The organism is Sphingobium sp. WTD-1, from assembly GCF_030128825.1.
In the GTDB taxonomy this organism is placed as follows: domain Bacteria; phylum Pseudomonadota; class Alphaproteobacteria; order Sphingomonadales; family Sphingomonadaceae; genus Sphingobium.
Genome location: NZ_CP119128.1, coordinates 272,459 through 296,970 on the forward strand (window position 1 = coordinate 272,459; position 24,512 = coordinate 296,970).

The 24,512-nt window shown below is 63.3% G+C and carries 21 protein-coding genes and 1 pseudogene; 10 read left to right on the forward strand and 12 right to left on the reverse strand.

The window, feature by feature from the left end; all coding sequences use genetic code 11:
* Positions 1–280 precede the first annotated feature (280 nt).
* Entirely contained in the window at positions 281–1,630 is a 1,350-nt protein-coding gene (locus N6H05_RS26480; RefSeq protein ID WP_502958942.1) for an IS1380 family transposase, read from the reverse strand.
* 353 nt (positions 1,631–1,983) lie between these two features.
* Between N6H05_RS26480 and N6H05_RS26485 the strand changes: the two genes are divergently transcribed.
* The 5 genes from N6H05_RS26485 to N6H05_RS26505 all read left to right on the forward strand — a co-directional run bounded on the left by N6H05_RS26485 (position 1,984) and on the right by N6H05_RS26505 (position 8,989).
* Positions 1,984–2,706, forward strand: a complete 723-nt coding sequence (locus N6H05_RS26485; RefSeq protein WP_284114503.1) for a Bax inhibitor-1/YccA family protein — start codon at positions 1,984–1,986, stop codon at positions 2,704–2,706.
* Between the two features lie 279 nt (positions 2,707–2,985).
* Positions 2,986–3,960: a tyrosine-type recombinase/integrase gene (locus N6H05_RS26490; protein ID WP_075153413.1), complete on the forward strand. Its 975-nt coding sequence runs from the start codon at positions 2,986–2,988 to the stop codon at positions 3,958–3,960.
* A gap of 217 nt (positions 3,961–4,177) precedes the next feature.
* Positions 4,178–5,290 carry a mannose-1-phosphate guanylyltransferase/mannose-6-phosphate isomerase gene (locus N6H05_RS26495; protein ID WP_075153414.1) on the forward strand — a complete coding sequence of 371 codons (1,113 nt, stop codon included), beginning with the start codon at positions 4,178–4,180 and terminating at the stop codon, positions 5,288–5,290.
* A gap of 55 nt (positions 5,291–5,345) precedes the next feature.
* Positions 5,346–7,655 (forward strand): glycosyltransferase family 4 protein, encoded by a 2,310-nt coding sequence (locus N6H05_RS26500; protein WP_075153415.1) that lies wholly within the window; start codon positions 5,346–5,348, stop codon positions 7,653–7,655.
* On the forward strand, positions 7,646–8,989 hold the full coding sequence (locus tag N6H05_RS26505; RefSeq protein WP_075153416.1) for a glycoside hydrolase family 130 protein: 1,344 nt from the start codon (positions 7,646–7,648) through the stop codon (positions 8,987–8,989). Before N6H05_RS26500 ends, N6H05_RS26505 begins: the two co-directional genes overlap by 10 nt.
* Before the next feature lie 57 nt (positions 8,990–9,046).
* On the opposite strand, the gene N6H05_RS26510 is transcribed toward N6H05_RS26505, so the two are convergent.
* The 7 genes from N6H05_RS26510 to N6H05_RS26540 all read right to left on the reverse strand — a co-directional run bounded on the left by N6H05_RS26510 (position 9,047) and on the right by N6H05_RS26540 (position 16,244).
* Positions 9,047–9,286 (reverse strand): hypothetical protein, encoded by a 240-nt coding sequence (locus N6H05_RS26510; RefSeq protein ID WP_075153417.1) that lies wholly within the window; start codon positions 9,284–9,286, stop codon positions 9,047–9,049.
* A gap of 693 nt (positions 9,287–9,979) precedes the next feature.
* Entirely contained in the window at positions 9,980–10,519 is a 540-nt protein-coding gene (locus N6H05_RS26515; protein WP_075153418.1) for a nucleotide exchange factor GrpE, read from the reverse strand.
* Between the two features lie 75 nt (positions 10,520–10,594).
* Positions 10,595–12,469 (reverse strand): molecular chaperone DnaK, encoded by a 1,875-nt coding sequence (gene dnaK / locus N6H05_RS26520; protein ID WP_047867094.1) that lies wholly within the window; start codon positions 12,467–12,469, stop codon positions 10,595–10,597.
* A 91-nt stretch (positions 12,470–12,560) separates the two neighbouring features.
* The gene (locus N6H05_RS26525; RefSeq protein ID WP_075153419.1) at positions 12,561–13,505 is read right to left on the reverse strand and encodes a DnaJ C-terminal domain-containing protein; all 945 of its coding nucleotides are present in this window, start codon (positions 13,503–13,505) and stop codon (positions 12,561–12,563) included.
* Positions 13,506–13,655: 150 nt separating this feature from the next.
* A complete protein-coding gene (locus tag N6H05_RS26530; RefSeq protein ID WP_075153420.1) occupies positions 13,656–14,402 on the reverse strand; it encodes an HAD-IIB family hydrolase in 747 nt (248 codons plus the stop codon).
* Between the two features lie 392 nt (positions 14,403–14,794).
* Positions 14,795–15,607: a universal stress protein gene (locus N6H05_RS26535; RefSeq protein WP_075153422.1), complete on the reverse strand. Its 813-nt coding sequence runs from the start codon at positions 15,605–15,607 to the stop codon at positions 14,795–14,797.
* A gap of 163 nt (positions 15,608–15,770) precedes the next feature.
* Positions 15,771–16,244, reverse strand: coding sequence for a Dps family protein (locus N6H05_RS26540; protein WP_107525133.1), 474 nt, complete (start codon positions 16,242–16,244; stop codon positions 15,771–15,773).
* A 292-nt stretch (positions 16,245–16,536) separates the two neighbouring features.
* On the opposite strand from N6H05_RS26540, the gene N6H05_RS26545 reads away from it, so the two are divergent.
* The 4 genes and pseudogenes from N6H05_RS26545 (at position 16,537) to N6H05_RS26560 (ending at position 19,051) form a co-directional block, all read left to right on the forward strand.
* On the forward strand, positions 16,537–17,199 hold the full coding sequence (locus N6H05_RS26545) for a BON domain-containing protein (protein WP_010339440.1): 663 nt from the start codon (positions 16,537–16,539) through the stop codon (positions 17,197–17,199).
* Between the two features lie 20 nt (positions 17,200–17,219).
* The gene (locus N6H05_RS26550; protein ID WP_170319078.1) at positions 17,220–17,474 is read left to right on the forward strand and encodes a hypothetical protein; all 255 of its coding nucleotides are present in this window, start codon (positions 17,220–17,222) and stop codon (positions 17,472–17,474) included.
* Positions 17,475–18,023: 549 nt separating this feature from the next.
* Positions 18,024–18,770: pseudogene (locus N6H05_RS26555) on the forward strand (redoxin domain-containing protein).
* Positions 18,770–19,051, forward strand: coding sequence for a glutaredoxin family protein (locus tag N6H05_RS26560; RefSeq protein WP_047867088.1), 282 nt, complete (start codon positions 18,770–18,772; stop codon positions 19,049–19,051). The pseudogene N6H05_RS26555 and the gene N6H05_RS26560 overlap by 1 nt, the downstream one beginning before the upstream one ends.
* 279 nt (positions 19,052–19,330) lie before the next feature.
* Here the strand turns inward: N6H05_RS26560 and N6H05_RS26565 are convergent, their stop codons facing one another.
* The gene (locus tag N6H05_RS26565) at positions 19,331–19,981 is read right to left on the reverse strand and encodes a hypothetical protein (RefSeq protein ID WP_062770711.1); all 651 of its coding nucleotides are present in this window, start codon (positions 19,979–19,981) and stop codon (positions 19,331–19,333) included.
* A 194-nt stretch (positions 19,982–20,175) separates the two neighbouring features.
* On the opposite strand from N6H05_RS26565, the gene N6H05_RS28350 reads away from it, so the two are divergent.
* Positions 20,176–20,613, forward strand: coding sequence for an NADH dehydrogenase ubiquinone Fe-S protein 4 (locus N6H05_RS28350; protein WP_075153424.1), 438 nt, complete (start codon positions 20,176–20,178; stop codon positions 20,611–20,613).
* A gap of 80 nt (positions 20,614–20,693) precedes the next feature.
* On the opposite strand, the gene trxC is transcribed toward N6H05_RS28350, so the two are convergent.
* From trxC to N6H05_RS26580, 3 genes are read right to left on the reverse strand one after another with little or no spacing between them, the layout of a single operon-like run.
* Positions 20,694–21,131, reverse strand: coding sequence for a thioredoxin TrxC (gene trxC / locus N6H05_RS26570; protein WP_010339445.1), 438 nt, complete (start codon positions 21,129–21,131; stop codon positions 20,694–20,696).
* 60 nt (positions 21,132–21,191) lie between these two features.
* Positions 21,192–23,801, reverse strand: coding sequence for an ATP-dependent chaperone ClpB (gene clpB, locus N6H05_RS26575; protein WP_075153425.1), 2,610 nt, complete (start codon positions 23,799–23,801; stop codon positions 21,192–21,194).
* Positions 23,798–24,232 carry a S1C family serine protease gene (locus N6H05_RS26580; RefSeq protein WP_284114349.1) on the reverse strand — a complete coding sequence of 145 codons (435 nt, stop codon included), beginning with the start codon at positions 24,230–24,232 and terminating at the stop codon, positions 23,798–23,800. Before N6H05_RS26580 ends, clpB begins: the two co-directional genes overlap by 4 nt.
* Positions 24,233–24,512 lie beyond the last annotated feature (280 nt).

Below are 24,512 nucleotides of genomic sequence, written 5' to 3' on the forward strand. Positions count from 1 at the left end.
GGGCATGAGAAGCGTCGGTACGGGAGAGCCGACGCCCTCTATGTCCACCGGACCCGAACGGCGTCCGGCACTGCAAAAACTAGTTCGGAGCCAACAGGTTTCAAGGGCTAGCCCGGCTTATTCATGAGCCCGCTGCACTGGGGTATTTCGGGTTTGGTGGGTCGGTTGCCGCGTGATCTGGGCGAGCGCCAGCGCCGGCGTTTTTCACCGCAGCAGGAGCAAAGGGCTTTTCGAGGTTGATGGACGAGGGCTCGGGCTTTCGGCGGCACTGCCGCACTGGCTATGTCGGTGCTGGCCGGAGACTGGTGGCGATTGCTTTGAACACGTCGGCCTCCGGGCAGGCTGACGCGAAGGCGAGACGGATACGCGAGGAGGTTTCGATGACGCGGGCAGCCACCTTGAGCAGCCGCAAGCGTAGCGTTGCGAACTCGGCCGTGGCCAGCGCGGTGGTCTTGGGGATCGCCTGCTGGACGCGCCACAACAGCCAGTAGGCGGCGGTGTGTAGGATGAGGCGCATTTGATTGGCATTGGCTGAGCGGCACGAGGTGCGATCGCTGGCGAGTTGAGCCTTGTGGCGCTTGATCAGGTTTTCGGCTTGGCCGCGCGCGCAGTAAAGCGTGTCGTAGATATGCTCGGCCGAGCCTTCGGTCAGCGAGGTGACGACGTAGCGGATATCCATGCCCAGCGTGCTGGCCTCGATCCGGGCGACGACGCGGCGCTGGCAGTTCCAGCTCTTTGCGCCGTAGTGCGTCTCGGCATAGTTGCGCAGGACCGGATACTGGGCCGTGGCCCGCTTGACCGCGCAGGCGTCTGCGATGGCAACGATGACCGGATCAGCACGTAGCGCGGCATTGGTCGGCAAGCCGAACACGTAATCGACGCGGTGGGCCTCGCAGAAGGCCATGACTTCGGGGCGGCCATAATGCCCGTCGCCGCGGAAGGTGATGTGCGTTTCTGGCCAGTACCGGCGGATATGACGCACCAGGCGCCGGATGTGGCCGGCAGCTTCGGCGCCTGACGGCGTCTTACCGGTGCGCAGCAGCATCGCGACCGGACGACCGGTCGCGGTGTCGTACACATGGATCGGCAGGAAGCAGCGCTCACCGTGATGCCCGTTCCAGAAGGACAACTGCTGATAGCCGTGCACGACATCGCAGGTGTCATCGATGTCCAGCGTCACCGCCACTGGTGGAGCCGGATAGCTGGCGCAGTAGACGCCGATCATCTCGGCCATCATCCTGGCCAGCTCACGCGTGGTCGGAGCATTCTCCCAGCGGCTCATCGTCGGTTGGCTGGCAAGCCCCGCGCCCGATCCCGGCAACTTGCCCAGCGCCAGGCGGAAGCCCGGATCGTCGCGCAGGGCGTCGAGATCATCGGCATCTTCATAGCCGCACGCGATCGCGAACACCCGGGCACGTAGGATGTCATCGAGGCGATGGATCACCCGCGTCGGGTCACGCGGATCGGCAATGCAACCCGCAAGCCGCCGGCAGAGCCCCATCGCGCGCTCGGCCTGCGCAAGCAGCAGAACGCCGCCGTCCGAGGTCAGTCGGCCACCGTCAAACGCGGCTGTGATCTTCTTCCCGCCGACCGCTGGGAATCGGAATGAAGTTGCGATATCGTCTTTCATGGCGGGTGTGGCCTGTGGCATTTTCTGCCCTGCAGCAGGGCCGGCGTAGACACCCAGTTCCTAATTCAGATCAGAGGCTTATGCCACTCCCGCCAACCCTTCAGGCCCCCGTCGGTGAATAAGACGGGCTAGTGAACGAAATCATCAAAGCACTTGGACAGCCTTTCAGCCCCTTGAAAGGCGCGCGGGCGAATACAACATTTGTCTTGCGGACCGGGCCCCTCTGGCGGCGGCGCTACGCTACCGTCATGTCGGACCGCATCGAGTGCGCTCGGTGCAGGATCGCGGCTTCCGAAGCGAAGCCGGCCGAGTGCCTCATTGACATTGAAGCAATGGAGTGAGGCATGAACAGAATGTTCGAACCGAATACCTATCGGCCTTTCCCGTCGGCCCGAGCCACGAGCACGGCCGTCTATGATGAAGGCCTGCGCCGGCACATGCTCGGCGTCTATCGCAACATGGCGCTCGGCCTCGGCATCACCGCGCTGGTGGCGTCTCTCGTCGCCAGCGTGCCGGCGCTCTACCAGCCGATCTTCGGCACACCGCTCAAGTGGGTCGCTATTTTCGCGCCCCTGGCGTTCGTCCTGTTCTTCTCGTTCAGGGTCGAGCGCATGACGACGGCACAGGCACGAACGGCGTTCTTCGCCTTCGCTGCCGTGATGGGCGTATCGATGGCCAGCATCTTCCTGGTGTTCACCGGTACCAGCATCGCGCTGGCCTTTTTCAGCGCGGCGGCCGTATTCGCTGCCATGAGCCTGTGGGGCTACACGACAAATGTTGACTTGTCGCGCTGGTCCACCTTCCTGATGGTTGGCCTGATCGGCGTTGTGATCGCGAGCATAGTCAACCTGTTCGTCGGCTCGTCGACGCTGCAGCTCGTCTTCTCGATTGTCGGCGTGCTCGTGTTCACCGGTCTGACGGCTTGGGACACGCAGCGCCTTAAGAGCGAATATCTCGCCTACGCCGGATCGGAGCAGGCCGAAAAGCTCGCTGTGATGGGTGCGCTTTCGCTCTATCTGAATCTGGTGAACCTCTTCCAGCTGCTGCTCAGCCTGTTCGGGCAGCGGGAGGAATGACCGGCCCCTGGACACCTGGGGTCCGGAAAGCGGAGCAGCGCCGTTCTGGACGGACGGCGCTGCTCTTATTCGCGAGTCCGGCGATCTCACGACCATTCCCCAACGTGACCAAGTATGTCCGATAATCTTTCTTATCGGACATACTTGAGCTTGCCGGGCGGGGGTGGCAAACCGGCTCGGACAGTCCATCGAAGCGCGGCATTGATCTTGCAAGACCCAAGTCCCGACGAACTCAAACCCGAGCCAGTAACGCTACCGGCCCTGGCGCCCGATTCCGCCATGCTTGCCGTGCTCCACGAGGATCTCGAACGCGCGGCCGCCTACAAGAAAGCCGCGCGCGCCGCCGCGACCCATCGCGCCTATAACTCCGACTGGATCATCTACACCGACTGGTGTCGCACGCGCGGCCTCGAGGCGATGCCGGCACATCCGGAACAGATTGCCGCGTTCGTCGCCAACCAGGCCGCGTCCGGTCTTAAGCCAAGCACCATCGAACGGCGCGTGGCCGCGATCGGTCACCATCATCGCACAAGCAACTATCCAGCGCCGGCCGCGCACCCGGAAGCGGGCGGCCTGCGCGAGGCGCTTGCCGGCATCCGCAACGAAAAGCGGGCCAAGAAAACCCGCAAGGAGCCCGCTGACGCCACCGCGCTCCGCGACATGCTGGCGCAGATCAAGGGCGATGGTCTGCGCGCCCGTCGCGATCGTGCCGCGCTCGCGATCGGCATGGCCGCCGCGTTGCGCCGTTCCGAGCTGGTGGCGTTGACGCTCGAGAATGTCGGCATCCTCGAGCACGGGATCGAACTCTACCTCGGCGCCACCAAAACGGACCAGGCCGGCGAGGGCACGACGATCGCGATCCCCGAAGGTACCCGGCTGCGCCCGAAGGCGCTGCTGCTCGACTGGATCAGCGCCGTGCGGGTGCTGGAGGCCGGAGTTGTCCGCACGCCCGCGCAGGAAGCGGCGGTCCCGCTGTTCCGCCGCCTCACCCGCAGCGACCAGCTTACCGGCGAGCCGATGTCCGACAAGGCAGTCGCGCGCTTGGTCAAGCGCTATGCCGGCGCCGCCGGCTACGACGCCGCCAAATTCTCCGGTCACTCGCTGCGCGCGGGGTTCCTGACCGAAGCAGCCAATCAGGGCGCGACGATCTTCAAGATGCAGGAGGTCAGCCGCCACAAGACGGTGCAAGTCCTCTCGGACTATGTCCGCTCGGCCGACCGGTTCCGCGATCATGCCGGCGAGCGGTTTCTCTGATCAGAGCGCTGCCGCTCACGACAGCCGGCGTGATGAGCAGGCAGTGATGTTGCGACTGATCTAGCGCAGGGCGGGGCAGCCGCCCCCTCCTTACCCTCACGTAGCCTTGGCGGCGGATGCAGCCTTCAGGATCGCGCCCGACGCTGAAAGGAAACCGGAAAAGTGTCCCTGGAGCGCGCTGCTCCCATGGCGGGACTTCGCGACAAGGGCCTGATTCATGCAGCTCATCCCCGTCATCCTTTCCGGCGGCGCAGGGACGAGACTGTGGCCACTCTCAACAGAGCAAACGCCGAAGCAGTTCCTTCTACTGGCAGGCGAAGAAAGCCTCCTTCAGCAGACGGCTTTGCGCGCCAAGAGCATCGCGCAATCAAGCTCCCCCATCGTCGTCGCCAACCAGGACCATGAGCGGCAGATCCTCGGAGAGCTCGAAGCGGTGGGATGCCCACCCTCCCGGCTGCTCCTCGAGCCGATCGGGCGCAATACCGCCCCCGCCCTCGCCATGGCGGCGCTCGAGTGCACGGACGAGAACGCCTTGTTGCTGGTCATGCCGAGCGATCATGTGATCAGGGACGTGGAGTCCTTCGGCGACGCCGTGCATCGGGCTCTTCCCCTGGCCCAGGATGGCAGGCTGGAGACGTTCGGCATCACTCCAGACCGCCCCGCGACCGGTTACGGCTATATCGACATGGGAGAGCCGCTCTCCGGCGAAATTTGCCGGGTGAACTGCTTCGTCGAGAAGCCCGAGGCGGCACGCGCGGAACGCATGCTTGCCGATGGCCGCTATGTTTGGAACGCAGGCATCTTCCTCCTCCGCTCGGACCGCCTCACCGAGGAACTCGCGGTTCACGCGCCGGGGCTTCTCGGATCGGTTCGCAAGGCTTTGGCGACCGCCGATCGCGAGGGCAATCGAGTGGCTCCCGATAGAGCCACCTTCGCATCCGTGGAGGCGAAATCGATCGACTATGTCGTGATGGAGCACGCCGCGCGCATGGCGGTGGTTCCCGTCGACGTGGGATGGTCCGACATCGGGAGCTGGGATGCGCTTCATGAGATCGAAGCCCAGGACGACAGCGGAAATGCGCTACACGGCGATGTCCTGGCGCTGGAAAGCCACGAATGCCTCATTCGGACCAGCGGGCCCCACGTTGCCGCGCTGGGCGTGTCCGATCTCGTCATCGTTGCCACAGATGACGTCGTGCTGGTGATCCCGCGGGAGCGTGCTCAGGAGGTGCGCCGACTGGTTCAACGGGCCGGCCAAGCGACGCCTCCGCCACCGCGACGACCGCAGCGAACCGCCGCCCTGTCGATCGCCACGCCCGCCGCCTCCTGAGCAGGAAATGGGATCGACAACACGAATCTCGAAGACGCCCGGAATGGAGAGTAAGATGAACGGCTATGCTCTGACGCCGCCGGTTCGCCACATCGCGCTGATCGGCAATTTCCCTCCTCGACGCTGCGGCATCGCGACTTTCACCGCCGATCTGCACGACGCGCTGCGCCAGATATCGCCCGACGCCAGTCTCTCCACTGTCGCGATGAACGATCCTGGGACGCGGCACCGATACCCGGAGGAAGTAGGTTACGAGATCGCGCAGGACGATCCCGACGCCTACCTGGCGGCCGCGGACCACCTCAATGCGCTCAATCCGGACGTCATCTGCGTTCAGCATGAATTTGGCATCTTTGGTGGGAAGGCAGGCGGCTACTTGCTGCCGATGCTCGAGAGGCTTCGTGCGCCGGTCGTGACGACGCTTCACACGGTGCTGACGCAGCCCGACCCGGATCAACGACGGGTGATGCGCGCTCTCGCCGAGCGGTCATCTCGCCTGGTCGTCATGACCGAGATGGGCCGAACGATCCTTACCCGCGACATGGAGGTGGCGGCCGGCAAGATCGCCGTGATCCCGCATGGCATCCCCGATCTGCCCTTCCTGGACCCGGCCTTCCACAAGCACCGCTTCGGGCTCGACGGCCATCGCGTCACCCTGACCTTCGGCCTGCTTTCCCCGAACAAGGGCATCGAGGTGATGATCGAAGCGCTTCATCGCCTCGTGAAGGACCATCCAGATCTCGTATACATCGTCCTCGGCGCGACGCACCCTCATCTGGCGGCGCGCGAGGGCGAACGCTACCGCGACGAGCTGGCAAGTCGCGTCCGCCGCCTCGGTCTCGAGAGCCATGTGCGCTTCGTGAACGAGTATGTCGACGCGCTGACCTTGCAGGCGTGGCTCTCGGCCTGCGACATCTATGTGACGCCCTATCTCTCCGAGGCGCAGATCACGAGCGGATCGCTCGCCTACGCTGTCGGCTTGGGCAAGGCGGTGATCTCTACGCCCTATTGGCACGCGCAGGAGTTGCTCGCCGGGCGTCGCGGTCAGCTCGTCCCCTTCGGTTCGCCCGAGGCGCTCGCCGGATCCGTGGGCGCCGTTCTGTCCGACAGGAACCTTCGCGACGAGATGCGGCGCAACGCTTATCAAGCCGGCCGTGACATGATCTGGCCGGTGGTGGCAGAGCGCTATACGACGCTTTTCCAGCGGGCGCGCATCAAGGTTTTCGGAAAGACGGGCATCGTGCAGCTCCACGCCTCCAAGTCGAAGCCGCCGAAGCCAAGCCTTAGCGCCGTGGCGCGGATGAGCGATGGGTGCGGTATGCTGCAGCATAGCCGGTCCACCGTCCCCGACCGGCGCCATGGCTATTGCCTCGATGATAACGCCCGCGCGCTGATGCTCGCCGCGCAGTTCGAAGCGGAGCGAATCGAGGCCAAGCGCGCGCTCGCCCTGGCGCCTACCTACGCTTCGTTCGTCGACCTTGCCTGGAACGAGCAGTCACAGCGCTTTCGCAACTTCATGGGTTTTGACCGGAACTGGCTCGAACAGGAAGGTTCACAGGACAGCTTCGGCCGCGCCGTCTGGGCGATCGGCCGTACGGCCGAGCTCACCCGAAATCACGGTCTCAAGCTCTGGGCAACGGTGTTCGCAGACAAGGTGATCCCGGCAAGCGCGTTCCTCACCAGCCCCCGTGCCCGCGCCTTCGCCATTCTCGGCCTAGCCGCGCATCTCAGCGTCTACCCGGGCCACCGACCGGCGAGGCTTCAACTTGAATCGTTCGCCGGCGAGCTGCTCGACCTGCTTCGTACAGTAAGACGGGACGCCTGGACGTGGTTCGAGCCGGTCCTTGCCTATGACAATGCCCGCCTGCCGGAAGCATTGCTGGTGGCGAGTACCGTTCTTGGCCGCACGGAGATGCGACAGGACGCCCTGGAGGCGCTGGACTGGCTCCGGCGCCAGCAGACCGCTCCGGAAGGCCATTTCCGGCCGGTCGGCACGCAAAGCTTCGGCGCGGCCTTTCAACCGCCGCGTGCCTTCGATCAGCAGCCGCTCGAGGCCTGGGCGACCATCGATGCCTTCACGCTCGCATTCGCGCAGGACGGCGATCGCCGCTGGCGGGATCATGCCGAAGCCGCGTTCGCCTGGTATCTTGGCGCAAATGACCTCGGCGTGCGGATCGCGAGCCCCGATGGCGGTTGCTACGATGGGCTGCAGGTCGATCGGGTGAACCTCAACCAAGGCGCGGAATCCATCCTCGCCTACCAGTTTGCTGCCCTGGCGATCGCGCGCTTGCGCAACAAGGCGGCCGCTTCGAACACAAGCGAAGAGCGCCCGGTGGCCGCGTCTGGAGGTAAGGCATGCCGCTGATCCAATCCAGCCTGCACCTCCTTCCAAACCCAGCCAGAGTGGTCATTCGGCCGCTGAAACTCGCCTCAGAGCCGAGAGAACTCAATCCGGTAGACGACTGGCGCATGCATCGTATCATCGCTGCCGTGCGCGCGATGGACACGCGCACGGTGAAGGCGGAGCTTGTTTTGGTCTTAAACGACTTCGAAAATCGGCATTATGATATCAGGAAAGTCTTCGAGGAGCGTTATGAGCAGGTTGCGAGGGACATTGGCTTCGCTGCTCCCCTAGACCAGGCTCAGCGCCAACTTATTGGTGCCTGTTTCTGCCACGAGTATTCGGTTGGCGCTGCCGCGCTAATGAACCCGAGCATCGTGCCGCACCCGGATCAAACAAATCTTTCGCAGGGCGCGTTACGTTTTATCTTGTCGCTCCGAGCAGTGGGCGAGGGCCACATCTCGTCGGTCACATTCCGCCAGGGCGTCGTTCTCTCAGACGGCTCGCTCGAACTCGAACCGGAACCGGATCTCGCGATCGCGGCCAGAGCCGAGAGCCATGACGATGGCAGCGTTACCTTCCGGCGCCATGACTGCAGCAGCCGTCTCGACGAGATGGTGTTGTTTCCCTATACGCCCGCGCAGCGCAACGGCTTGGAGGATCTGCGCCTGGTAAGGTTCGAGAACGGTGACGGCAGTACGGTCTATTACGGCACCTACACTGCTTACAGCGGGGCGACGATCGCGTCTGAGATCCTGGAAACTCGCGATTTCGAAAGTTTCGAGCTTCGCCCACTCCAAGGCAGCGCCGCGCGCAACAAGGGCATGGCGCTCTTCCCTCGCAAGTTTGGCAAAGACTATGTGATGCTCGGGAGACAGGACGGCGAGAGCCTTTATCTACTGCGCTCCACCGATCTCCTTTCCTGGGAGCATGGCGAAATTCTTGCGCGTCCGGAATATGCCTGGGAACTTATCCAGATCGGCAACTGCGGAGCGCCTATCGAACTGGAAGAAGGATGGCTCGTGCTCACCCACGGCGTCGGCGCCATGCGCAAATATTCCATCGGGGCGCTGCTGCTCGATCGGGATGACCCGAGCCGCGTCATCGGCCGAACCGCAGTCCCGCTCCTCTCGCCCTCGGATGAAGCACGCGAAGGCTATGTCCCCAACGTCGTCTACACCTGCGGTGCGTTGGCGCACGCCGGCCGCCTGATCATGCCGTATGGCGTGGCGGACAGTTCCGTGAGCTTCGCGTCGATGGACCTGGCGGAATTGCTGGCGATGCTGTCGCCGCCAGCTGCCGCCCGGTCCCCAATCGCCCAGGATGTGGAGCCGATCCGGGACCGAACGGACGCGTGATCCTTCCTTCGCTATGACGGCGCAGCGGACGTCAGTCGCGCACCAGCAGGCACTTCCCTAATGCAGCGTCGTGTCGGTCTCGACGTCCGCTTCCGCGATGACATACTCGTCCCCCTCCCCCACGAAGAACATCGCGACGCGTTCTTCCTCGTTTTCTGGAGGCGGCCGGTCGGGGAAACGTTCAGCCCAGGTGCCGTTCACGTAGGACAAAAGCGTGGACCAGGCGATTGCATGATTCGGATGCGTCGAAAGGAAGACCTTTCCGAGGTGCTCGATCATCAGGACGACAACGGACATACGCCTACTCCGCCACCTTGCCTCGCGAGAACATCTGCAAAGACGAGGTCGCGGAGAGAGGATCAGACCATCAACGGCTTCCGGCTGGGTCGGAAGTGCGAATGCCTGACAAAATCTGTTCCACTTCGAAGAGATCGCCCGACGTCTCGATACCAGGTCCGCAGAGACGAATGATCATTCGCCCCTCGACTACCTTGCTTCCTATTCGAGGTGCGGATCCGAGGCCAAAATGAACGCCTGGCTTATCGAGCACATGCCGATAGAGCCGCCAATAGCGGCGCCATTCAGCCGCGCTTCCGCTCGTCGAAATGGTCATATGACCGGATCGGAGCGGCACATACGACACATCGCGGCTTAACTGTGCGCGTTCGATCGCAAAGCAGCGCGCCCCACGGCCTGCAGCGACTTGCGCCGCTTTCCTCAACAACCCCGTCCGCACCGACCGGTCAGGCCAGCGTGTCGGGGCGAGGATGGCGATTTCATAGCTCGGCCGATCGCCGCTCCCGACCTCGTGGACTTCGAAAATCGGGAGCTGGGGCCCGCTCTTCGCAGGCGCCGAGTCGGCATGCGCGGCCGAGACGAGGGCGAGCACGCCGCACCACCAGTAGCCCCTTGTGGACCGGGCCGAGCATTGCCGTGGTCCGAAGGCGTCAGCGGCCGAGGCGAACCGTACCATTGGATCCGCCTCCCCGCTCAGCTCGCCTTTGCAATCACGACGCGCGCGGGCCGAACAAGCCGGCTTGCAACCCTGTATCCGGGCTGGAGGGTCTCGAGGACCAGGCCGTCACCTGTCTCGTCATCAGATCGCGATGAGATCGCATCATGGATGTTGGGGTCGAACGCTTCGCCCGTGCCGGGGCATATTCGCTCGACGCCCACCTTGATCAGCGCATCGAGAAACGCGCGACTGGTCGCCCGGAGCCCGTTTAGCAGGGCATCGACACTCGGCTGGGTTCCTTCCTCGGTTCGGCTGGCCGCCTCGATGGCGAGATCGAGGCTGTCGAGAGCCGGAACGATTTTCGAGACCAGTTCTGCAATCCCGGTCTCGCGCCCCTCGGCACGCGCGCGATCGGCGCGCTTTCTGGCATTCTCGGCATCGGCCAGCGCACGCAGGAGCCGCTCCCGCAGCTCGTCGGCGTCCGACGCGGCCGCCTGCGTGGACTCGGGCTTCTCCAGCCCTTGCTCCTGCGGCTCCGGAGACTGCCCTCCTTCAGCGATGTCGTCCTGGTTCATTTGACCGAGCCTTCATTCATCCGTGCAAGCGGCAGGCGCCACTTCACCAAATTGTGATCAGCGGAACGGACCGGATCACTTCTTCGCGTCGTCCGCCTCCTCGAACTCGGCGTCCACGATCCCGTCATCAGCCGACGATGTACTGCCCGGCTCGGCGCGCTGGGCGCTGGCGACCTTCTGGGTCGCAGACTGCAGATCCTCGCCGCGCGCGCGGATGTCCTCGATCTGGTCGCCCTGCATGGCCGTCTTCAGGTTCGAAACCGCGTCTTCGACGGCTTGCCGATCCGCGGCCGCAACGCGATCCCCTGCATCCGCAAGCGTCTTTTCGGAGAGGAAGATCAAAGCGTCGGACTGGTTCTTCGCTTCCGCCAGTTCGCGCCGCTTCCTGTCCTCGCTGGCATGCTCTTCGGCGTCCCTGACCGCACGCTTGATGTCCTCTTCGCTCAGTCCGCCCGACGACTGGATGGTGATCTTCTGCTCGCGCCCGGTCCCCTTGTCTGTCGCGGAAACGTTCACGATGCCGTTTGCATCGATATCGAACGTCACCTCGATCTGCGGCACGCCTCGGGGCGCCGGTGCGATGTTCTCGAGATTGAACTGGCCGAGGAGCTTGTTGTCCTCGGCCATTTCCCGCTCGCCCTGGAAGACCCTGATCGTCACAGCGGGCTGGTTGTCCTCCGCCGTCGAGAAGGTCTGGCTCTTCTTGGTAGGTATCGTCGTGTTCCGGTCGATGAGCTTGGTCATCACGCCGCCGAGCGTCTCGATGCCCAACGACAATGGCGTGACGTCGAGAAGCAGCACGTCTTCGACCTGGCCCTTCAGCACGCCCGCCTGGATCGCTGCGCCAAGTGCCACGACCTCGTCAGGGTTGACGCCCTGGTGCGGCTCGCGCCCGAAGATAGTCTTCACCGCCTCGACGACCTTCGGCATGCGGGTCATCCCGCCGACCAGCACAACTTCGTCGAGCTGATCGGCATTAAGCCCTGCATCCTCCAGCGCCGCCTTGCACGGCCCCATGGTGCGGGAGATGAGATCATCGACCAGCGCCTCGAGCTTGGCGCGCGTGAGGCTGATGTCGAGATGCTTCGGACCGGATTGATCCGCGGTAATGAAAGGCAGGTTGACACTCGTCTGCGATGCCGAACTGAGCTCGATCTTCGCCTTCTCGGCCGCCTCTTTCAGGCGCTGGAGCGCGAGCCGGTCCTGGCGCAGATCGATCCCCTGCTCCTTGCGGAACTCGTCCGCGAGAAAGTCGATGATCCGCTTGTCGAAATCCTCGCCGCCGAGAAAGGTGTCGCCGTTGGTCGACTTCACTTCGAACACGCCATCGCCGAGTTCGAGAATGGATACGTCGAACGTGCCGCCGCCAAGATCATAAACCGCGATCGTGCCTGCCTTCTTCTTTTCCAGCCCATAGGCAAGGGCGGCAGCCGTTGGCTCATTGATGATGCGCAGAACCTCGAGACCGGCGATGGTCCCCGCATCCTTGGTCGCCTGCCGCTGGGCGTCGTTGAAATAGGCCGGAACGGTGATGACGGCTTCGGTGACCGGCTCGCCCAGATATTTCTCGGCAGTCTCCTTCATCTTGCGCAGGATGTGCGCGGAGATCTCGCTGGGGCTCGACTTCTTCCCGTTCACCTCCACCCAGGCGTCACCATTGGCGCCGGGAACGATCTTGTAGGGCACCATGCCCTTGTCCTTCTGGACGATGGGGTCATCGTAGCGGCGTCCGATCAGGCGCTTGATCGCAAAGAGCGTCTGCTCGGGATTGGTAATGGCCTGACGCTTCGCGGCGGCTCCCACCAGTACCTCGCCATCGGGGCGGAAGGCCACCATGGATGGGGTGGTCCGGGCACCTTCGGCATTCTCGATGACCTTGGGCTCTTTGCCCTCCATCACCGCGACGCAGGAATTGGTGGTGCCGAGATCGATGCCGATTGCTTTCGCCATGCTAGCCTCCGAATTAGAAAATCGAACAACGACGATGAAGGGTCTCGCGCTCGTGAGTCCTGACCTGGATCAGTTGTCGCGTAAGGCCGCCTCAGACTCCCAAGGAGGCACGCGGATTTTCGTCATGACGCTGAGCCCAGGTCCGGGCGAACTCCTCAAGCTCAGCGTCGCCGGAAGGCAGATGCACCATCAGGCGGACCAACTGATTGCCGCGTGAACCGTCCCGCCGGTGGAATCCCTTGCCCTTGATCCGCAGCGTGCGCCCCGAGCTCGATCCCTTAGGGATCGTCAGCAACACCGGCCCGTCGACGGTCGGAACCCGCACTTTGGCGCCGAGCACGGCTTCGTCCCAGCGCACCGGCAACTCCAAACGGACATCGTCTCCATCCCTCGTGAAGAAGCGGTGCGGCTCTATCTCGAGAATCACGATGGCATCGCCGGGTCCGCCAGGGCCTTCCTCCCCCTGGCCACGCAGGCGCACTTGCGTCCCCGACTCGAAGCCAGCCGGCAGCTTCAGGTCGACCGCCTTCCCCCTTCTGAGCTCGACATGTTGCGGACGCAGCGCCGCTGCATCTTCGAAGCTGACGTTCAGGCGATAGGCGACATCAGCTCCCCGAGAGCGATATGATCGGCGCTGACCGCCCCCGGCGGTCTCCGCGCGGCCGAACATATCGCCAAATATGCTCGCGAAATCGGCTTCGTCCCCGCTGAATTCAAATGTCGTCCCGCCACCATCGGTACCGGCACGAAAGCCGCCACGGCGGGCAAAGGGTCCGGCACCATCGAAGTCGGAAAAACCATAGGGAGCTTTCGGATTGCCATTCTCATCGATTTCACCGCGATCATAGCGCGCGCGCTTTTCCTTGTCGGTAAGGAGGTCATAGGCGGCTGTAATCGCAGAAAAGCGTTCCGCCGCTCCCGGCTTATCCGCGTTGCGGTCCGGATGATATTCCTTGGCGAGCTTTCGATAGGCCTTCTTGATCGTGACGTCGTCAGCATCGCGCGGCACGTTCAAGGCCTGGTATGGATCGGCCATTCTGTTTCAGTCCCTATGTCGGTTGTTCATTATCTGCCGTTACGCCTCGGCGAAAATGAGATAACCAATCCTATTACCGGAAGCATCTTGCAAGGTGCGCGACTCCGAACTCCCCATCGGCATCCCGCTCCACGGCGCGTTCCAGCGAGATCATGCACCAAACCATAGGGTGAGAGCATGCAGGATGCTCTTTGTTTCCTGCACGTCGCGAACAGCGACTGTGTCGACGCCGGTCGTAACCGCAGGGTAGTCGTTGCCACCAGGGAATACTGCGTCGCCGAGGAACATCATGTCCTTCAAGGCGACGCCGCTAACCTCTGCCAGCTTGCGCAGTCCAAATCCCTTGTCGATCCCTTCCCGCGTAATGTCGACCGATGTGGTTCCTCCGATGTTGATCGACCAGCCAGGCAAGGATTGTTCTAGCATGGCTTGCAACTGCAGCCGCTTGCGACGATCCGGGTCCCAGGCCCGCTTGGCATCCAGCGGCGCTTTCTGCCCGATGCCTGAATAGGTTATCTGCGTTCCGCGATCCTCGACCCGTGGTCCCCACGCAGGATCGTCATTGAGGCCCGCCGCCGGTATCGCCCGTTCCAGTGCGCCCAGGATATGCGACTTCTCATCCGGCGTGATTGCCTGCGAGTAGACCAGCTGCCAGTCTTTGGTGAAGCGGAACAGCTTCGCGCCGGCAGTGGGCAATATCCAGAGCATGGCCAGCTCTGCATTGCTTGGCAGGCGATCAATCACCTGCTTCTTCAGTTGGGGCCAGTCACCCCCGGAAATCACTGCCACCTGGGCAAAGGTGAGGAGCGTTGCCAGCAGCCCGGCGATCTCGTCGTCGAGCGGGGCTTTGCTTTCGGCCAAGGTGCCGTCGAGATCGAAAGCGATCAGCTGCTTCACACCGTCACCGTTGGCTTTGGGTCGACACAAGAGTTATAAGAAGGGATCACCGAGTTCGGCTGACCACATTGGCCGTGCCATCGGCTTGAACGATGACGAGATGATAGGACTTGTCTTCGCACTGCGCCCGCCAAACCGGTCCTTCCTTCTCGTCCGGCAGCCGCTCAGCCTGAATGACATTCTGGCACGCCAGACCGGCATCTCGGATCGCGCGGAAGAGCGCAGACCGCCTAGATGCGTCGTTCAGGTTGATCACCGCCTGTTGGTAGTGTTGATCGAGGCGCTATGCGCGGTGATCGCCGCTAGGCTGCTCCGCCTTCTGCGTCCCACATCCAGCTAGAGCGACGCACAGCACTGCTGCGATGATGCCGCGCATCGATCGAACTCCTTCCTCAATGGGCCAGCAGCAGCGGCTTCGGGCACCGCAGCAACATCTCGCGCGTGACCCCACCGAGGATACGTTCGCGAATGCGCGAATGCCCATAGGCGCCGAGAACCGCGAAGCTCGACCGCGAGTCGATGATGACGCTCAGCAGTTCCTCTCCCACGCTGAGCTCACCGCGGGGCACCGAGAGCAACTCCGATTGGATGCCATGATGCGAGAGATAGGCGGCAGCGCCGGCGGCGGGAAACTCGGGAGCGTCCTCCCCGATCGTCACGATCTGGACGCGCGCCGCCCGGCTCAGGAGCGGAACCGCGAAACGCAGCGCCTGCGCGGCCTCGAACGAAGCGTTCCACGCGACGAGCGCAGCGCCCTCGAGGTCAAGGGTTCCGTTGTCATAAGGCACCGAGAGGATCGGAGCACGCGAATGGACTGCGACATCGCCGACGAGGTCGAGTTCCGCGTCCCAGCCGCCTTCGTCGCTTTCGAGATGACTGAGGATGATCACGTCGCTCAGCCGCGATTGATCGAGAAGCACCGTCGCGGGAGAACCAACTCCGCGGAGCCAGTCGAACGCCACGCCCTCGTCGCGCAGTCTGGCCTCCACGGCCGCGCGCGTGGCATCCTGTCGTTTCTCATGCTCCGTGAAGAGCTTCACCGATGGGTAAACCCCGCCGAAGGGGTCGGCCATTGCGTAGGCCGACAGCGGCGCAGCCTGCGCGCCCGTCAGATGAAGGTCGAATGCCCGGGCCAGCCGGACTGCCGCGTCAAGCCGCGCGTCTCCGCCCCTGTCCTCGGCCACGTGGAGCAATCCTGTTTTCATCTACCGATCCTTTCGATTGGGTGGTCGGCCGAAGGCAATGGCCGCAACAGCAGAAGGGTAAGCAGCGGAAGGGTAAGCAGCGGAAGGATCGCGGACGCTGACATAGGTCAGACGCGGCGCCCGCCGATCATTGCCGCCGAAAGCGTGGGCTGTGGAGGTAAGCTCACTCGTCGAGGAGCGCGCGGAGCATCCAGGCCGCCTTTTCGTGAACCGCCACGCGTTGCGTCGCGAGATCGGCGGTCGCCTGGTCGCCCGCTTCATCGGCCACAGGAAAGAGGCTGCGAGCCGATCGGGCAGTCGCCTGGTGTCCGTCGACCAGAATCTGGATCATCGCCTCGGCTCTGGGGGGAGTTTCGGGCGCGTCAGCGAGCGAGCTCAGCTTCGCAAACTGCGCATATGAACCAGGTGCTGGCTCAGCGAGCGAGCGAATTCTTTCGGCGATCGGATCAACCGCATTCCACAATTCAGTATACTGGACCATGAACATCGCATGGAGGCTGTTGAACATCCGCCCAGTGACGTTCCAGTGGAAATTATGAGTCGTCAGATATAGCGTGTAGGTGTCGGCCAACAGGCGCGACAGACCCTCGGCTATTTCTTTCCTCTTGGTATCGTCAATTCCGATCTCGATGGCCATTCCTGTCATCCTGTTAATCCGCCGCGCTAGGCGGGCGGAGGTCTGGTCGCGGGTTGCGCCTCGGCCGCAAGCGCGGTTGGTGAAGCACTGCGGAGGATAGCGCGGCACCGCGGCGATGAACTGACCCACATCAGACGGCAATGTAACGGTCGCAGACCGCGACCGGGCCGGGAACGGTCCCACCGGTTTTCGCCTGACCTAAGTCAGCGCGCATCGGCGACTCGCTGAATAGGAAAGCTGGGGCGGAGTGCCAACCTGGGCTGCTGGCCCGCAATGACTAGGAGGATCCACCATGGTTTCCCTTTTTCGCACCGATTCCACCATCAAGAGGGACGTCGAGGACGAGATCAAATACGACCCGTCGATCCAGCACGACGAGACGATCGCCGTCGCCGTGAAGGACGGGATCGTGACGCTGAGCGGCGTGACCAAGAGCTATATGGACTCTTATTATGCCGAGAAGGCGGCGAAACGCGTCTCGGGGGTTAAGGCGGTCGCCAACGAGATCCAGGTCAAGCTGTCGACCGAGCGCCTTGATCCCGAGATTGCCGAAGACGCGGTAAAATCGCTGAAGCGCGAACTGCCCAGCAGCGCCGAAAAGGTCAAGGTCGTCGTCAAAAATGGCTGGCTTACGCTCGAGGGCCATGTCGAATGGAATTTTCAGAAGGAATGGGCCGAACGCGCCGTCCGGTCGATCAGCGGCGTAAAGGGCGTCACCAATTTGATCACGGTAGAGCCCAGGGTCAACCCTGGCGACGTCAAGAAGAAGATCGAGGACGCCCTCGTCCGCAGCGCCCAGGTCGACGCGCAACGCGTCGAGGTCATAGCCGACGGCGGCAAGGTCACGCTCAAGGGTACGGTCAGGAGCTGGGCCGAACGTCAGGAGGCCGAAAGATCGGCATGGGCCGCACCTGGCGTGACGAGCGTTGACAATCAAATCAGGATCCTGCCCTGATGCGATCGGCGGGGATGGCGATGGCTATCCCCGCCTTCGCCGGCTGCACAACATCCACCCGCACGAACCCATCGCCGACCGGCGTAACCTTGCCGACCGAATTGAGCAAGAGCCGTCAGGTCGGCGGAAAGGTCGCGTCGATGATCGTCCCGCCCGGCAATTGGCAGCGTCCCTGCCCACCGCCAGCCATCCCTGCACTCGGCCGCATCAGCCGGAAATGGCACCGCATCTGCCCGTCTGCGCCGGTAAGGTTGGCGAGCACCCTCCCGCTGTAATGGGTGAGCGTGCTCTGGCTTGGTCCCCAATACGTCCAACCACGCCACCTCCACCGATCGCCCCACCCGGTCCATAGCGGAGTAAGCTCCTCGATGGTTGTCTCGCTCGTGATCTGGAAGAACGGGCCTGCATAGGTGGCGCCCGTGCTAAGCTTTGCGGTCATAATGCCCGATCGGGCACCGCTCGATTTCCACACGAACGTCGCTGTCGTCGTCCCGCTCCTCGCAACGCCGATGCCGGACCCCGTAGTGGTGCACCCGGCTATGCCAAGAAGCATTGCCGGCAGGAGAGCAAAACTGAATCCCATTTTCTTCATCTCAACCTAAGCCTCCACGGTTTTGATCGTTGCTCCTTCGTCGATGGTGCCCCGACCTCCTGCGGCCGGGGCACCTTGAGCGGCGGTCTCGGGTTAGTCGCAGGGCCGAGCCAAGCTCTGATCTATCTCAGCCCGCCGCCAAGCAACCCGATTAGGTTGGGTCGGCGACATCAGGAAGGTTCGTCGCGCCATTCCTCGCGAAGGCGGACCACGTGCAGCAAGGAGTCCCAACTTGGATAGAAACGCAGGCACACTGGCCCCCCAGCCAAGTCGATTGGAACAGCTCAGCACCGACTTTGCGGCGCTGGCGCCCAAGCTTCCGGACGGCCCGGAAAAGCAGGCTCTATCGCTGCTCCACGGCCTGATTCAGGAATTGTGGCGCTCCGCCGGCTCGGCCCGCCCTGCCTTCGAGGCACCGGCCGGCGCGACTCTGGATGATCTGAAAAGCCTCCACGAGCATGCGCCTGCGATGGAGGGGGATGCGGTCAATGCTCCTCTCAGCGTGGGAGCGAAAGCGCCAGAGTTCGCCCTGCTGGACGCCAACGGCCGGGAAGTCACCCTCTCATCCTATGCGGGACGAACAATCGTCGTCGCCTTCTATCCGCTCGACTGGAGCCCAGGCTGCAGCAAGCAGTTGGACCTTTAACAGCAGGAATGGAGCGAGTTCGAGAAGCGCGACGTGCAGATCGTCGGGATTTCGGTAGATAGCCTTTACAGCCACGGCGCCTGGGCAGCCGCTCGCGGACTCTCGATGCCGCTCCTCGCGGATTTCAATCCCAAGGGAGAAGTCGCGCGCCGCTATAACGTATGGCGCGACGCTGATGGCTTTTCCGAGCGCGCGCTCTACGTCATCGATGGAGCGGGCGTCATCCGCTACGCCCACATCTCGCCGAAGCTCCAGCATGTCCCCGACATCTATGAGCTCTTCGCCAAGCTCGACGAGATTGTTGGAACGCCAGCGAATGCGGGACGCGAATAATGGCGTCCGCGTATCGAGCACGCGGCCCAGCTCCCGCTCCGATCGTCATCTACGGAAGCCGTTGGTGCGGCATCACCATGATGATTCGGCGGTATCTCGACCGAGCCGGGATCCCGTATCGCTTCGTCGACTGGGAAGCCCATCCAGAAGTGCGGTCGGAGCTCGAATGGCTCGCCGGAGGCAGGCTTGCCAGTCCCACGATCAAGCTCGGGGGACAGGTTCTCGTGCAGCCCTCGATGCGCGAACTCGAATGGGCGCTGGCCCGCGCAGGATACGGTTAGCTTTAGGAATACGGCTCGGACGGACCACTCGCCCCCCCCGGCCGCCGAGCCGTTGCACCGGGCAGCGTGATACTATTACTCCGCCCGTCACGCTGTCCGGTGCCCTTACCTACCAACGAATCTACGGTGTACCGGTATCTCACACGCGATTGAGCATGATGCCGCGGCCGACACGCGAATGTTTATTGCAAAACGCCCGAGAAGCCACGCAATGGGATCAGGGTTAGATCGCGACCTGTTCTAACTTCTCGGCGTGCCGGGCCGCCAAGCCCGCGCTGATCAGGTGGCGAGCCATGGATCAGGTTGGATTGTGGCAAGCGGCAACTCGTCCAGCGTCTTCTTCAGCTCGATTTCGTGCACGTGCACGTTCAGCGCGCCGGATTTTCGCATGATGTCCTGAATCTGGGATTCGGGGGTGTCATCCCGCACTCGAACAAAGACGACTAATCCACCGGAACGAATATCGCGCTCAAGAGTATCGGCCCCGACGCCACCCAGGATGGCCCTGCGCACGACCTTCGCGATACCCGCTCCAATCGTTCCGCCTGCCGCAGTTGCGGCGAGCACCGCTGCCAAGGCGCCACCTGATGCCACGACGGGCAGGGCTGCGCCAAGCGCAGCCAGCGAGATTAGCGTTCCGAAAACAACCCCGGTGACCGTCGCCCCTTCATCTCGGGTAACCAGCTCGCGCCGCGGCAGGTCGGGAATTTCCGCAAGATTTATCGGGTCGCCATAGATTGCGGGAAGTTTCGCAAGTACCGCCTCGCGGCTCGCCATCAAGTCGATGTCGCCCTTGTCGACTCCTGCCGCTCCGAGCGCAACAACCAATTCCTCGAGCATTTCGAGGTTGTGCACGGTGCCGACAACCTCCCTCACTCGTACCTGCTCGAGGACGTTCTGCTCGAATTTTTCTGGCACGTTGATCTCCATCAAGGGCTGGACGAACAGAATATCCGCAATTCAAGAAGCAGCATCCTGACATAGCTCAGACCTATCGCCGATGAAATACCGCAAGCTCCGCATCGGCAAGGACAGATGTCAATATGGGCTCGCGTCTCTATAAAAATCGATCATGCTCGGCCGGTTATATCCGGAGCCGCCTGCGTCGCATTCGCTTGCGCAACATGCGACAGCAGAAGCTCGATCATAGGCATGCCACAAACTGTCGCGTCGCGCAGGATGGGCGATGGTGGCGCCGCTACCTAACTTCGCTGCCTGATGATGCTCGTGCAATCATCGAGCCTTATCCCAGCGCCTCCAACCATGGGCGAGGCGGCCGCGCGCATAAGAATGAGTGGAGGCTCAGGTTTGAGCCGAGAAAAAGGCCTTTTGTCGACTGGCTAACAGGTTGGACCGGCGGAGAAGATCCCCTGCTTCAGATCGATCTTCGCTTCGACAGTCGTGATGCTGCGGTGCGTTATTGCGAGCGGATTGACTTGCCGTATGAGGTACACGAGCCGCCCCGGGAAAGGGCTGCACCCCTTAACAAGCAGCGTTTTCAATTCGACGATGCTCCTATCCGGGGTTGGCCAGGCGACGCCTCGGGACAGAAAGGCTCGTGACATGGGGTCGGCCGGCATTCGATGCGCCGGCCGCTAACATTGCCACACCCGAGGCACCGATCAAGCTGCGATGCCGGTATTCAAGCACCGAACCGCTCGGCCCACCCTCTCAGCGTGCCTAGATCAGTGACGCCAGCCTGGCGCGCGACGACATTGCCATTCTTGAAGGCAAGCAACGCGGGGATCCCCTGGACGCCGTACTCGGATGCGATGTCGGGATTTGCGTCGACATCGACCTTGATGAAGCGCGCTTTCGGCTCGATCGAGCGCGCTGCCTGTTCGAAGATCGGCGCCATCGTCCGGCACGGGCCGCACCAGCTCGCCCAGAAATCGACGATCACCGGCAGATCCGAATTGCGGATATGCTTGCGCGCTCGCGCAGCGTCGAGAGCGGCAGGGACGCCCTCGAACAGCTTCTGATGACAACGACCGCATCTGGCGACCAGCGGCTCACGGTCGGTCGGCACCGCGTTCGTGGCATCGCAGTGGGGGCAGACGACCCCTCGCTTTTCAGCCATCGATAAATCCTCGTTCGCTGCAGGTCCTCGCGGCAGCGGATCGCCGCCGCGAAGTGCCTTTCAATCAGCCTGCCCTTCGGCGGGCCCCTTCATCCGGATCGTGAATGCCAGTTCGCCGTCCCCTTCATCAATGGTGACAGTGGAGCCATCCGGGACCTCGCCCCGCAGGAGGAGGTCCGCCAAAGGATCCTGAAGATACCGCTGTATTGCGCGCTTAAGCGGACGTGCGCCGTAGACCGGGTCATACCCCACGCGGCCGAGCCAGGCACGCGCGCGCTCGGTGAGGTCAAGGATGATCTTCCGATCCTGGAGGAGGTTCTGGACGCGCGAGACCTGAATGTCGACGATCGGACCCATGTCGGCCTGGCCGAGGCGGTGGAACAGAATGATCTCATCGAGCCGGTTGAGGAATTCCGGCCGGAAATGCGCGCGCACCACCTCCATCACCTGCGGCTCGACGCTCTCGACCGTCTCCCCTTCCGCCAGGTTGGATAGGTACTGGCTACCGAGATTGGACGTGAGGATGATCAGCGTGTTCTTGAAATCGACCGTGCGGCCCTGTCCGTCCGTCAGCCGGCCGTCGTCGAGCACCTGCAGGAGCACGTTGAAGACGTCGTTGTGCGCCTTTTCCACCTCGTCGAAGAGGATCACCTGATAGGGCCGCCGCCGCACCGCCTCAGTCAACACGCCGCCTTCCTCATAGCCGACATAGCCCGGCGGGGCGCCGATAAGCCGCGCGACCGAGTGCTTCTCCATGAACTCCGACATGTCGATTCGGACCATCGCGCTGTCGTCGTCGAACAGGAAGCCCGCGAGCGCCTTGGTGAGCTCGGTCTTGCCGACGCCGGTCGGGCCGAGGAACAGGAACGAGCCCATCGGCCGGTCCGGATCCTGCAGGCCCGCGCGGGCACGGCGGATGGCGCGGCTGACCGCCGTGACCGCCTGCCGCTGGCCGATGACCCGCTTGCCGAGCGCCTCCTCCATATGGAGCAACTTTTCGCGCTCGCCTTCGAGCATCTTGTCCACCGGGATGCCCGTCCAGCGCGAGACGACCGCCGCGATGTCCTGGGCGGTGACCTCCTCGCGCAGCATCGCGCCCTGGCTCGCCGTCTGAGCGTCGGCCAGCTGCTTCTCCAAACCCGGTATGACGCCATAGCTCAGCTCGCCAGCGCGGGCGAGGTCGCCGCGTCGCTGCGCCTGGTCAAGCTCGAGGCGAGCCTGGTCGAGCTGCTCCTTGAGCTTGGCCTCGGCCTGGATCTTCTCCCGCTCCGCCTGCCAGCGCTGTGTAAGTTCCGCGGACTGCTGCTCAAGCTGCGCGAGATCATGCTCGAGGTGCGTCAGGCGATCCCTGGATGCGGCATCCGACTCCTTTCTGAGCGCTTCCCGCTCGATCTTCAGCTGGATGATGCGCCGGTCAAGCGTCTCGATCTCTTCCGGCTTGGATTCGACCTCCATGCGGATCCGGCTTGCCGCCTCATCCATCAGGTCGATCGCCTTGTCGGGCAGGAACCGGTCGGTGATGTAGCGGTTGGAGAGCGTCGCCGCCGCGACGATCGCCCCATCCGTGATCCGCACGCCGTGGTGCAGCTCGTACTTTTCCTTGAGACCCCGGAGGATGGAGATCGTGTCCTCCACCGTCGGCTCGCCGACGAACACTGGCTGGAACCGGCGCTGGAGCGCCGCGTCTTTCTCGACATACTTACGGTATTCGTCGAGCGTGGTCGCGCCGATACAGTGCAGCTCGCCGCGGGCAAGCGCGGGCTTCAAGAGGTTGCCCGCATCCATCGCGCCTTCCGTCTTACCTGCGCCGATCAGCGTGTGCATCTCGTCTATGAAGAGGATGATGTTGCCCTCGGCCCCCTTCACTTCGTCGAGCACGCCCTTGAGACGCTCCTCGAACTCGCCGCGATATTTCGCGCCGGCGATGAGCGCCCCCATGTCGAGCGCCATCAGCTTGCGATCCTTGAGCGTGTCGGGAACGTCGCCATTGGCGATGCGGAGCGCCAACCCTTCCACGATCGCGGTCTTACCAACGCCGGGATCGCCGATGAGCACGGGATTGTTCTTGGTCCGACGCGCCAGAATCTGAACCGTGCGTCGGATCTCCTCGTCCCGGCCGATCACCGGATCGAGCTTCCCGTCCCTCGCGGCCTGGGTGAGGTCGCGGGCGAATTTCTTCAGCGCATCGTAGCGATCCTCGGCGCTTGCCGTGTCCGCGGCGCGCCCGCCGCGAAGCTGGTTGATCGCTTCGTTCAGCGCCTCGGGCTTCACGCCCGCTCGCGCCAGAGCCTTGCCAGCCGCCGCGCCTGTCGCGAGGGTGAGCGCCAGCAGTAGCCGTTCGACCGTCACATAGCTGTCCCCGGACTTCTGGGCGATCTGCTCGGCTTGATCGAGGAGCCGGACGGCATCGTTGTCGAGTCCGGGAGGCTGGGACGCCCCGCTTCCGGTGACTGAAGGCAGCTTGGCAAGCGCAGCGTCCACTTCGCTAGCCGCCAGATCCGGATTGCCGCCGGCAGCGCGAATCAGGCCGGCTGCCATGCCCTGCTCGTCCTCGAGCAGGGCTTTGAGAATATGCTCCGTCGTGATGCGCTGATGATTAAGTCTTATCGCCACGGTCTGCGCGGCCTGAAGAAAGCCCTTTGCGCGGTCCGTATATTTCTCAAGGTTCATTCGAATTCCTCTCGTTCAACAGCCGGAGTCGACAAGTGGCGGCCGATCCCGGCCATCACCGTGCCGCCAAGGCCATAGGGATTCCCGATTGCGAGGACCCAGTCGCCGGTGCGCGCGCCCGGCGAGTTACCAAAGCGCACAAAGGGCAAGTTATTAGCCTCGACTTTGAGGACAACAAGGTCTGAGGCTTCGTCACGCCCGACCACGCGAGCTGGATATTCCTTCCCGCCGGTCAGCGTGACCTTGATCGCTTGGACCTGCACGCCCGAGCCGCGACCCGCGACGACGTGGTTGTTCGTGACGACGTAGCCATCTGTCGAAATGAGGAATCCGGATCCGCGCGACGTGGCATTAAGGGGAGCGGGCGGCCGGCCCAGTCCCGGAAAGGGAAACAGGCCGCCGAACGGAAGGCCGCCCGGAAAGTCGGGCATTCTCCGCACCCTTACACGCGACGTTGTCGAGCTGTTCACCACAGCCGGGGAGAGACGGGCGGCAAGATCGGCGAAGCTCGGGGGCGCGCCACGGGCCGACTCCAGGCGACCGGAACCGTCCGCATTCAGCGGTGCCGTCGGGCGTGACTACGCGTATCGCAAGCGACTGCCAGCAGCAACGCGGGAACGAAAACGAGCCTCCGCATCCAGGATCTCCCGTCGTTCAGCTCGACCAGCCTTCCGGCGAGCCGATCGAGCACCAAAGACCTGGGCAATCTAA

What these genes read in the sequence shown, in the direction of transcription:
- N6H05_RS26480 (WP_502958942.1), bottom strand. Translation starts at nt 1,630, where the DNA reads ATGAAAGACGATATCGCAACTTCATTCCGATTCCCAGCGGTCGGCGGG.
- N6H05_RS26485 (WP_284114503.1), top strand. Translation starts at nt 1,984, where the DNA reads ATGTTCGAACCGAATACCTATCGGCCTTTCCCGTCGGCCCGAGCCACG.
- N6H05_RS26490 (WP_075153413.1), top strand. Translation starts at nt 2,986, where the DNA reads ATGCTTGCCGTGCTCCACGAGGATCTCGAACGCGCGGCCGCCTACAAG.
- N6H05_RS26495 (WP_075153414.1), top strand. Translation starts at nt 4,178, where the DNA reads ATGCAGCTCATCCCCGTCATCCTTTCCGGCGGCGCAGGGACGAGACTG.
- N6H05_RS26500 (WP_075153415.1), top strand. Translation starts at nt 5,346, where the DNA reads ATGAACGGCTATGCTCTGACGCCGCCGGTTCGCCACATCGCGCTGATC.
- N6H05_RS26505 (WP_075153416.1), top strand. Translation starts at nt 7,646, where the DNA reads ATGCCGCTGATCCAATCCAGCCTGCACCTCCTTCCAAACCCAGCCAGA.
- N6H05_RS26510 (WP_075153417.1), bottom strand. Translation starts at nt 9,286, where the DNA reads ATGTCCGTTGTCGTCCTGATGATCGAGCACCTCGGAAAGGTCTTCCTT.
- N6H05_RS26515 (WP_075153418.1), bottom strand. Translation starts at nt 10,519, where the DNA reads ATGAACCAGGACGACATCGCTGAAGGAGGGCAGTCTCCGGAGCCGCAG.
- dnaK (WP_047867094.1), bottom strand. Translation starts at nt 12,469, where the DNA reads ATGGCGAAAGCAATCGGCATCGATCTCGGCACCACCAATTCCTGCGTC.
- N6H05_RS26525 (WP_075153419.1), bottom strand. Translation starts at nt 13,505, where the DNA reads ATGGCCGATCCATACCAGGCCTTGAACGTGCCGCGCGATGCTGACGAC.
- N6H05_RS26535 (WP_075153422.1), bottom strand. Translation starts at nt 15,607, where the DNA reads ATGAAAACAGGATTGCTCCACGTGGCCGAGGACAGGGGCGGAGACGCG.
- N6H05_RS26540 (WP_107525133.1), bottom strand. Translation starts at nt 16,244, where the DNA reads ATGGCCATCGAGATCGGAATTGACGATACCAAGAGGAAAGAAATAGCC.
- N6H05_RS26545 (WP_010339440.1), top strand. Translation starts at nt 16,537, where the DNA reads ATGGTTTCCCTTTTTCGCACCGATTCCACCATCAAGAGGGACGTCGAG.
- N6H05_RS26550 (WP_170319078.1), top strand. Translation starts at nt 17,220, where the DNA reads ATGGCTATCCCCGCCTTCGCCGGCTGCACAACATCCACCCGCACGAAC.
- N6H05_RS26560 (WP_047867088.1), top strand. Translation starts at nt 18,770, where the DNA reads ATGGCGTCCGCGTATCGAGCACGCGGCCCAGCTCCCGCTCCGATCGTC.
- N6H05_RS26565 (WP_062770711.1), bottom strand. Translation starts at nt 19,981, where the DNA reads ATGGAGATCAACGTGCCAGAAAAATTCGAGCAGAACGTCCTCGAGCAG.
- N6H05_RS28350 (WP_075153424.1), top strand. Translation starts at nt 20,176, where the DNA reads ATGCGACAGCAGAAGCTCGATCATAGGCATGCCACAAACTGTCGCGTC.
- trxC (WP_010339445.1), bottom strand. Translation starts at nt 21,131, where the DNA reads ATGGCTGAAAAGCGAGGGGTCGTCTGCCCCCACTGCGATGCCACGAAC.
- clpB (WP_075153425.1), bottom strand. Translation starts at nt 23,801, where the DNA reads ATGAACCTTGAGAAATATACGGACCGCGCAAAGGGCTTTCTTCAGGCC.
- N6H05_RS26580 (WP_284114349.1), bottom strand. Translation starts at nt 24,232, where the DNA reads ATGCCCGACTTTCCGGGCGGCCTTCCGTTCGGCGGCCTGTTTCCCTTT.